This window comes from Pseudomonas sp. RIT357, assembly GCF_000632245.1.
In the GTDB taxonomy this organism is placed as follows: Bacteria; Pseudomonadota; Gammaproteobacteria; order Pseudomonadales; family Pseudomonadaceae; genus Aquipseudomonas; species Aquipseudomonas sivasensis.
In genome coordinates this window covers 82,984-91,556 of record NZ_JFYX01000014.1, presented here as the reverse complement: position 1 = coordinate 91,556, position 8,573 = coordinate 82,984, and the positions used below count along the sequence as shown (strand labels likewise).

Genomic DNA, 8,573 nt, shown 5'->3' with positions numbered 1-8,573 from the left:
ACCCAACCCCACCCCCTGCAGACCCTATCCGATGCCTCCATGCAGGCCTGATCCGCAGTACTCGTTGAAAAACAACGAACAGTTGGCGCAGCAGTTGAGCGACAACTTCAACGCCTTCAGGGACCGCAATAACCCTGGGTATATAAGCGTTGATAGTATCCATGCGATGGCAAAAAAAGGCTGGTCTCCCGATCCCGTCATGAACGCGAACATTCGCCTGGCCAATGAGTTGCTACGTCGTCCAGAACTGATGAGCGCCCTTGACCGGAATACCTCCACCGGTGCGTTGGATGGCCTGATCAATCGGCAAAATGTGAATGCTGTAATCAAGGGAGAAAATTACTTCAAATACAAGAGCGATAAGGAGTTGGCCGGGGAAATGCTTAAGCACTTCAACGAGTTGAAAAGTAATCCCAGGGCCGGGGAACTGAGCTTCCATGACCTTAGGCGGTTGGCGTCACAGTCTCAGACGGGCGATTCTTCCAAGGATCACCTTGTCCAGCTTGCCCAGGAAATTCTCAGACGCAGTGACGTGTTGAAGAAAATGGACAATCTCGCGGGCCGTGATAACGACGGTCGCATCAGCTGGCAAGCGCTCTACCAGCTTTCCCGTTAACCGAAACTCAGGCGCCGTTATTGAATGACGGCGTCTGCTTCAATTGTGTCAGGAACTGTTTACGCCGATTTACCACATAGGTCATATGCACCGTCTTTCAAATTCCAAGTGGAGGGCTAGCAAATGACGTCAACCTCGTTTCACTCATCTCAACCCAGCTGTCATGAGTTGTTTCGTGATCCCCATGATGGCGACTCAACTCTGTCCAAAGGCGACATAGCGACGCAAGAGTCCCTGGCCCTGCAGACTGCGCATGCTGTCGAAGCCAGGCGCATGAGGACATTCGCAGGTCAGCACAAATTCCAGGCGCCCGTAGAGGAAGATTTTTGCAGGGGACTGCTCAAGTCCAACCACGCCTCTAGTGATAACGCCAAGCCACTTAAACACTCCAGGCTGATGAATTACCTGACGGCCTGGTGGAGTCGGTAAAGGCGCGTTCGTGGGTTTTTACATGCTGTCATTGGAATTCATTGGTCGTAAGGAACTGTCGTATTCGTCCAGCCACACATGAGGTGCTTGCCTGAGTGGAATCCATTCGATGATTTCGGCCGCCAAGGGGGCGATCACCGTACAGGCAGGGATCGGGAAAAAGTTGGAGAAAACCCATGAAAATCGAGGGTGTACTACCTCATGGTGGGCCTCTGGCACTGGACGGGATGGTTTCGAGACCCACAGCGCCAGCGTCGCTCACCCACGCTGAAACCTGGAATGACGCTCGCCCAGCGCACCCGGAAAACGCGTCGCGCGGGCGATTGCCGTTGCGCGGTACATTGTCGGTGCTGCATCACCGAGCGCTGCAGAACCTGTCAGTGACGCGCGCCAATCTTTCGCCTCCCGGGGTGGCGTCCACGGACAGCCAATTAGCGACGGCCCTGGAAAAAGATTTTGGCAGGCTGCACCCATTCCTGAACGAAGGACGTTTGACCTGGTCGTCATTGCGGCGCGTTGCCGCTGAACGTACGGGTCAACACGAGGAGTTGGACCGAACGATTCAGGTGGTCAGTGAAATTCTGAAGCGACCGCGATTGAATGATGCGATCTTGAGCCGCGACGGTGATATTACTCGTGACAGTCTCAGGGCCGCCGCCCAAACATTGCAGGGCAATAGTTCTCCGAGCGTGTTCAGCCAGGATCCGTTCCATGCCCAGAGTAACACCCAGGTGGTGCAGGCCCTGCAGGGCCACTTCGAGCAACTGAGAGACAAATCCCAGGACCGGACGTTTCTGTTTGAGCAGCACCAGTACGTCGAAATCGCCACACTCAAGGCGGTCATGCAGGACCCGTATGCCGTTGACCCGCACGGTATCCCAGTGCTGGAGCCGTCCACCGGCATGCCCAGGCCCAAGTACAGCGAGCTTTGCGTCTACACCGCAAAGAACATTCTAGAGCGGCCAGGGTTACTGCCTTCACTAGAGCGCGCGAACGGAACGCGACTATTTGGGCCTCCTCAAAAGGAAGGCTGGCTCAGCAACAAAAGTCTCGATCGTTGGCTGGAACAAGACGAAGCTCGCAAGGCGCGCTGATGGTTTACACCTTGAGAATTTTGCCGCTGAGGGACACACCCGCAAGTAACAATGCGATCAGCACGAAGGCGCTGCTCAGGCTGCTGCCATGTGCGATGAAACCGATCACGGCGGGGCCGGCAAGAATCCCGGCATACCCCAGGGTAGTGATGGCGGGCACGGCGATGTGCTCTGGCATCACTGTCTGTTTACCGACGGCGGTATACAGTACCGGTACGATATTCGAACACCCGGCGCCTACCAATGCGTAGCCCAGCAGAGCGGTTTCCCAGGCAGGAAGCAGCGTCGCCAGCAACATGCCGGCGGTGGCCAGTGCGCCCCCGATCACGATCACCCGCGTAGCGCCCAGGCGCCGTACGATGGCATCACCCGTCAAACGGCCGGCGGTCATGGTCAGGGCGAACGCTGCGTAACCCAGGCCAGCGTAGGCTTCGTCAAGTCCGCGTTCGGCACTGAGGAACACCGCACTCCAGTCAAGCACGGCGCCTTCGGCCAAAAACACGATAAAGCACAGACAGCCGATAAACAGCACCACGCCGTGGGGAACAGCAAATGCCGGGCCCGAACTTTCACTGCCGTAGGGCAGCAAATGCGGACCGGCCTTGAGCAGCGCCACCGCCATGATGACGATCACCACCAGGGTCGCTTGGAGAGGCGACAGCCCCAGTCCCAACAACCCGGCAACCCCCGCCGCGCCGACAATACCTCCCAGGCTGAACAAACCATGGAAGCCCGACATCATTGTTTTGCCACTGGCCCGCTCAACAATCACGGCTTGCAGGTTCACCGTGGAGTCCACAGTGCCCAAGCCCGCGCCAAACAGGAACAACGCGGCGATCAGTAACGGTATCGAGCTGACCGTGGCCAGCATGGGCAGGGCCAGGCAGATCATGATCGTGCCGGCGCTCAGCACGCGTCGGCAACCATAGCGCGATGCCAATGCGCCGGCGGCCGGCATGGCGATGATAGACCCCACCCCCAGGCACAACAGCAGCAGGCCCAAGGTGCCCTCACTCAGTTCTGCACGAGCCTTGGCGTACGGCACCAGCGGCGCCCACGCAGCAATGCCGAAGCCGGCGATAAAAAATGCAATACGTGTCGACATCTGCTCCAACCGCCCGGGGATCACGGGCGCGGAGGTGGGAATGGCAGTCATGAAAAATCCTTGGTTTTGCGTTCAACGAACGGTGTCCGATGCGACATCCTTGCACATCGGGCCTTGGGGGGCGAGCCGGGTTCCCCGGAGATGACCTGTACTCAGGTTAATTTTTACAAACCGGGAACCCTATGGATGTCGGTAGCCACAACAGGAGGTGTTGAGCTCGTAGGAGGCGGCCTGGAAGGTGCGTAATCCCTGTGGGAACCGGTGAACCCCGGGTTTCTCGTGGTGGATTACCACCTTCCAGGCCGCCTCCCACAAACGCTATGTTGTGTAATACGCTGCTTGCCCAGCCTGTAGGCAAGTGAGCGGACGAACCGATGAAAATTGGAAGGCGACTAGCACCATGACCCTGTTCTATGACGCACGAGGCAATATTTATGGCGTGACCAGCCCGGCTTTTTTACGAAACCAGGGCATTGAGGTGCCCGACAGCGCCGCGCAAGCCGTGCGTGCTCGCGAGCGTTGGGCAACCCGAGCCATAACGTCTGAATGCGATTGGAATTCGACGCCGCGTCCCATCAATGCCAAGCCCCACCGCTGTGATGGTTTGTTGGTTGGCCCGTTCCAGACCGAACCGCCGTTTGACCTATTGATCGTGAACACCGACGGCTCCCTGGCTGAGCGCAGTGGCAATGGGTTGACGATTTTCGCCCAGGCCCTCACTGACCAGGGTTTGATGACTGAGGCGTGTGAATTGCGAGTGCATCATGACAAGCCTGATGCAGTGTCGCCGGTGGTGACTCGTGTCGAGCCTGCCGTCTACGAGCACCTCTCGGGATTTTGGCTGGCCTTGGGTTTGCCTGGATTTGGGCCGTCAGCCGTTGGTGCGCAAGAGGTGGAGCAGACAATTCTGGCCGGCACTGAACTGAGTTACGTGAGGGCGTTGGCGGCGATCGATCCGCGGTGGGCACACAGTCAGTTTGTGCGTGTAGGTAACCCTCATTGTGTGACCTTGGTCGATCAGGTGTCAGCTTTGCCGGATAACCTACAGATGCAGCAACCCGCGTTGTATGAACCCTTGCAGGCGATAGCCTTCGCCCCTCCGGCTGGCAGCGGTCGCCCCTGTTTGGCCGGGATCAATTTGCAATGGGTCGCCAGGCACTCCCGCAACCGAGTGATTGCCCGGGTGTTCGAACGGGGAGAAGGCCCTACGGCGTCCTCCGGAACCAGCGCCAGTGCCGTGGCCTGTGCGGCTTGGCGAGTGGGTTGGGTTGAGGGCGGTGAAGTCGCCGTGGTGATGCCTGGTGGCACTGCGCCGGTCCGCCTGCATACGCAGAACGACACACTGCAGAGCGTCAGTCTGTTCGGGACCGCGCGGCCTCAGGCGTAAAGCTTTTTGAATCGCTGATGCCCAAGGGGGTGTCAGCTGTTTCACGATCAATTAATTGATTAGACGAAAGTTGGTGTAGGGCATTTCTTGTCTTTAAGAAGTGTTTGGTTGAATAGAATTAATATCTTGTAAAAGACCCTTCAATCTTCGTTGTACGAAACTTCTCTTTTATTTTTCCGAGGTCGATTTTTTCCTGAAATCGCTAAGCTTCATGGCGTTCAGGCGCTTTCTCTCGGTAACTTTTCTACGTTTGACGGGGGAAGTATTTCAGTACGGTAATAAATAGATTTGGCGGGTAACAACGGATGGTTAGTGCGTTTTTTTCGTCACGTTTCAATTTGATCCTTCCAGGTATTAAAAGTGACTTTCAAGTGTTGGCGTTCAAAGGCCAGGAGGTCGTTGATCAACCATTTTTTATTCAGGTGCAGGTGGTCAGCGAAAATCCTTCACTGGATCTGGAGGCTTTGCTTCACCAGCCTGCATACCTGGCGTTCGGCGACACGGATACAGGATTGCATGGTCAGATTTACGCAATTGGCCGCGATGATCCTGGCCGGCGGCTCACCCGCTATCACCTGACGTTGGCGCCGCGCCTCGCCTACCTTGGTCATCGGCGCGACCAGCGGATTTTCCAGCAGCGCAGCGTTCCCCAGATCATCGCGACAGTCCTTGAGCACCACGGCGTTCTGGCCGACAGCTATGTCTTTGAGCTGGGGCCAGTGGTGTATCCGCCGCGTACGTTCTGTGTGCAATACGCGGAAACCGACCTGCATTTCATCCAGCGGCTGTGTGAAGAGGAGGGCATTCATTACCACTTCCGTCACAGCGAGGGCGCGCATGTGTTGGTATTTGGCGATGACCAGACCGTATTCCGCCGCTTGCCCGTGCAACGTTATTCACCTGCCGGCGGGCCGCAGGCTGATACGCGGGTTATCCAGCGTTTCGATGTGCGCCTGGGCACCCGTAGTGGGCAAACGGTGCGCCGCGATCATGACTTTGAACATCCCTCCTTGCGCTTACAGACCACCGCAGGCTCGACCGCAGCGCAAACCCTTGAAGACTACTGCTATCCAGCAGGTTTTAGCGGTCATGCACGGGGTTCGCGCCTGGCACGCAGAGGCTTGGAGCGCCATCAACGCGACCGTTTTCGCGCGCTGGGCAAGAGCGACCAGCCGGTATTGCGCAGTGGGCATTTCCTTGAATTGCAGGACTATCCAGACCCGCTTTGCAACGACCTGTGGTTAATCACTTCGGTCCGGCACGAGGGGTATCAACCCCAGGTGCTGGAGGAAGCGATAGAGGAAGTGGGTACATTTCAGGGGTATCGCAATCGCTTCACGGCGACACCCTGGAGTGCGACGCATCGACCGCCCCTCAAACACCCCAAGCCGACCATCAACGGGACCCAGACCGCAACGGTCACCGGGCCTTCCGGTGAGGAGGTGCATTGCGATGCATACGGTCGGGTGAAAGTGCGATTTCATTGGGACCGGTTGGACAAGACCGATGACAAAAGCAGTTGTTGGGTGCGAGTGGCGTCAGGATGGGCCGGTGATGGGTTTGGCGCAACGATGCTCCCACGGGTGGGCATGGAAGTGCTGGTGACCTTCCTTGAAGGAGACCCGGACCAGCCGTTGATCCACGGTTGCCTGCCGAATGCGTTGCACATGCCTACCTATCCTTTGCCGCAACACAAGACCCGCAGTGTCTTGCGCACTCGCAGCACCCTGGGCGGTGAAGGTTCCAACGAGTTGCACCTCGAAGATCGTCGTGGCGAGGAGCTCATCTACGTTCGGGCTCAACGGGATTTTGAGCAACAGGTGGGCCATGACGCTCGCTTGGAAGTGGATGGGGAGCGACGGGAACTCATCCGGGGGTTAAGCACGGTTCACCTGGAAAGTGAGGAGCATCGTCATGTCACGGGTGATCGTAAGGTTGTTCTCAAAGCCAGCGACCACCTGGACGTGCAGGGCGATAGCCAGACGTATGTCCGGCAGACCCTCGTGATCGAAGCTGGCCAAGAGGTGCATCTCAAGGCCGGTGCCAGCTTGGTGATCGACGCCGGCGCACACCTGAGCTTCAAGGCGGGCGGAGAGCACCTGGTGATCCAGGCGGGAGGTATTTTCAGTAGTCGGCCCATTACCCTCGGTGGCACACCGTCCGCGACCGGGTCGGCGAGTTCTGTGTCGATTGCTACAGCCCCTGAAGTCTCCGTTGTCCAGGGCGTCATCATGCACTTGGCCAAGCAACTGGGCGCGGACTTCTGTCCAGTGTGCGAACGCTGCCGCGAAGGCCTGTGCGATATCAGTGAGAGGGCTGCTTGATGGACAACCTTCCAAACCAATGGATGAGCCAGCAGCTGCAGGCAGGGCGCAGGCTGTGCTTGATACTTGAAGGCAGTAACGCAGCCCGCCAGCCGATGTTGGCAGCGCGAGGCTTTCCAGACTATTGCAGCCTCTACGCACAAACCCCGCTGGCGGAAATCGCCACGGCTGGCCCCTTGATCCTGTTGCTGGATCAGGTTGGCGAGCCCGCGCTGCTCGATCTTCTACAAAAGCCGGAGATGAATTGGGGGTGGTTGGGCAGTTTGCCAAACGTGGACCTCACGGACGTGACGCAGCATTGGCGCGACCGGCTGCTGGTCGGGCCCGAGGGGCACCAGGCGCTGTACCGCTTTCACGACAATCGTACGCTGGCGCGTGCACTCAACTGCCTGAAGGTTGAGCAATGGCCAGCATTCCTTGGCCCGCTGGTCAGTGTGTGTTACTGGCATGAAGACCGTTGGCACTATGGCAGTAACCCTGCTCCCGGTGATTATCCGGTGCCCGATCCAGCCCCTTGGCTGAACATACCTAACCCAAATGCCTACGCCATTTTGCACGCCAATATCCTGCGTTACCTGCTGGCGGAGCACAGTGAAAGTCTGGCAGCGCTGGTCGAATTCCAAGACCCCAGGGTATGGCTGACCCAGGTACTCGAACAGGCTCGGGCCTGGCAATGGAACCGGCCGGAGCAGTTGGAATTTCTGGTAGTGCGACGGTTGGAAGAGGCCAGTCGCGCCAGTGTGATTCGATGGCAGCCAACCGTCGGAGAAACCCCTGAAGATCATTTCCAGCGGACGTTGCAGCTGTGGTGCTCGGTGGAGAAAACCGATGAGTAGGCGGATCTTGGGTGTGCTGCTGGCGCTGGGGATGGCGGGGCTTTCGGGGTGTGCGGTAAAGCCGGTCGAAAGCTTTACGCTGCAGGTGGATCTACCATCGGAATTTAAACTTAAAACAGCCGCCAACTACAGGCCCGCCACGGGTGAGACCTGCACCTTGCCAAGGCGTCGAGGCAAGCGGCCAGAGCGGAAGGTCTTTTTTACCGAATACAAACCTGCGGCCAGTCGGGTGAGTTATCAATTGCCGCTAACTGAAACGGTGGAGGGATGCCCGCTGGTGTTGCGTGGCGTCGAGTTTGATTTTTATGCGAAATGGGGGAAACGGGATGGGGATGTTGGGGGGGATATTGCGGGTATTTCCATTCGAGATCGTTTAGCGGGAGAAATGCTGGTGATGCCTGAGTCTGGGATTCAGGAGTTGTCGTGGCAGTGCCAGTGGTTGTTTCGGACGGTGGGGCCGATACATGCGATCAGGAAGGTTCTGAGCTGTAATTCGTCGGGCGCGAGGGTTCAATCGCGCACAGCTTACGCTGGCGGAGGTTTTTCGCGAGATGAATTGGGAGGAAAAACGATACTGATAAAACTGGGCCTGACTAACGAAGAACGACCTTATATGGGCGACAACTGGGTTCGTTTTCCTCAGGGATGGAAACGTTGCCGGGGGACGAGTATGGAGGACCAGTACGCGTTCTGCATGGGTAACACTACGGATTTCAAACCCTTCAAAATGCCCGATGGGCGCGTATGCGACATATACCCGACTTGTACTGAATAAGGATATC

The 8,573-nt window shown here is 57.6% G+C and carries 6 protein-coding genes and 1 pseudogene; 6 read left to right on the top strand and 1 reads right to left on the bottom strand.

The genetic code is table 11. The features are described 5' to 3' along the window. Nucleotides 1-616: pseudogene (locus tag BW43_RS0127460) on the top strand (type III secretion effector protein); the annotation flags it as partial. A 605-nt stretch (nt 617-1,221) separates the two neighbouring features. After that, entirely contained in the window at nt 1,222-2,139 is a 918-nt protein-coding gene (locus tag BW43_RS28940; RefSeq protein ID WP_177326433.1) for a type III secretion protein, read from the top strand. Between the two features lie 4 nt (nt 2,140-2,143). Here the strand turns inward: BW43_RS28940 and BW43_RS15025 are convergent, their stop codons facing one another. Further along, complete coding sequence (locus BW43_RS15025; protein WP_032886723.1) at nt 2,144-3,295, bottom strand: MFS transporter; 1,152 nt, start codon at nt 3,293-3,295, stop codon at nt 2,144-2,146. A gap of 349 nt (nt 3,296-3,644) precedes the next feature. Between BW43_RS15025 and BW43_RS15030 the strand changes: the two genes are divergently transcribed. The 4 genes from BW43_RS15030 (at nt 3,645) to BW43_RS15045 (ending at nt 8,566) form a co-directional block, all read left to right on the top strand. Beyond that, nucleotides 3,645-4,631: a DeoR family transcriptional regulator gene (locus BW43_RS15030; RefSeq protein ID WP_032886721.1), complete on the top strand. Its 987-nt coding sequence runs from the start codon at nt 3,645-3,647 to the stop codon at nt 4,629-4,631. 305 nt (nt 4,632-4,936) lie between these two features. Then, nucleotides 4,937-6,955, top strand: coding sequence for a type VI secretion system tip protein VgrG (locus tag BW43_RS15035; RefSeq protein ID WP_032886720.1), 2,019 nt, complete (start codon nt 4,937-4,939; stop codon nt 6,953-6,955). Then, complete coding sequence (locus BW43_RS15040; protein ID WP_032886718.1) at nt 6,955-7,791, top strand: DUF4123 domain-containing protein; 837 nt, start codon at nt 6,955-6,957, stop codon at nt 7,789-7,791. The genes BW43_RS15035 and BW43_RS15040 overlap by 1 nt, the downstream gene beginning before the upstream one ends. Continuing rightward, entirely contained in the window at nt 7,784-8,566 is a 783-nt protein-coding gene (locus tag BW43_RS15045) for a hypothetical protein (RefSeq protein ID WP_032886716.1), read from the top strand. Before BW43_RS15040 ends, BW43_RS15045 begins: the two co-directional genes overlap by 8 nt. Nucleotides 8,567-8,573: the final 7 nt, after the last annotated feature.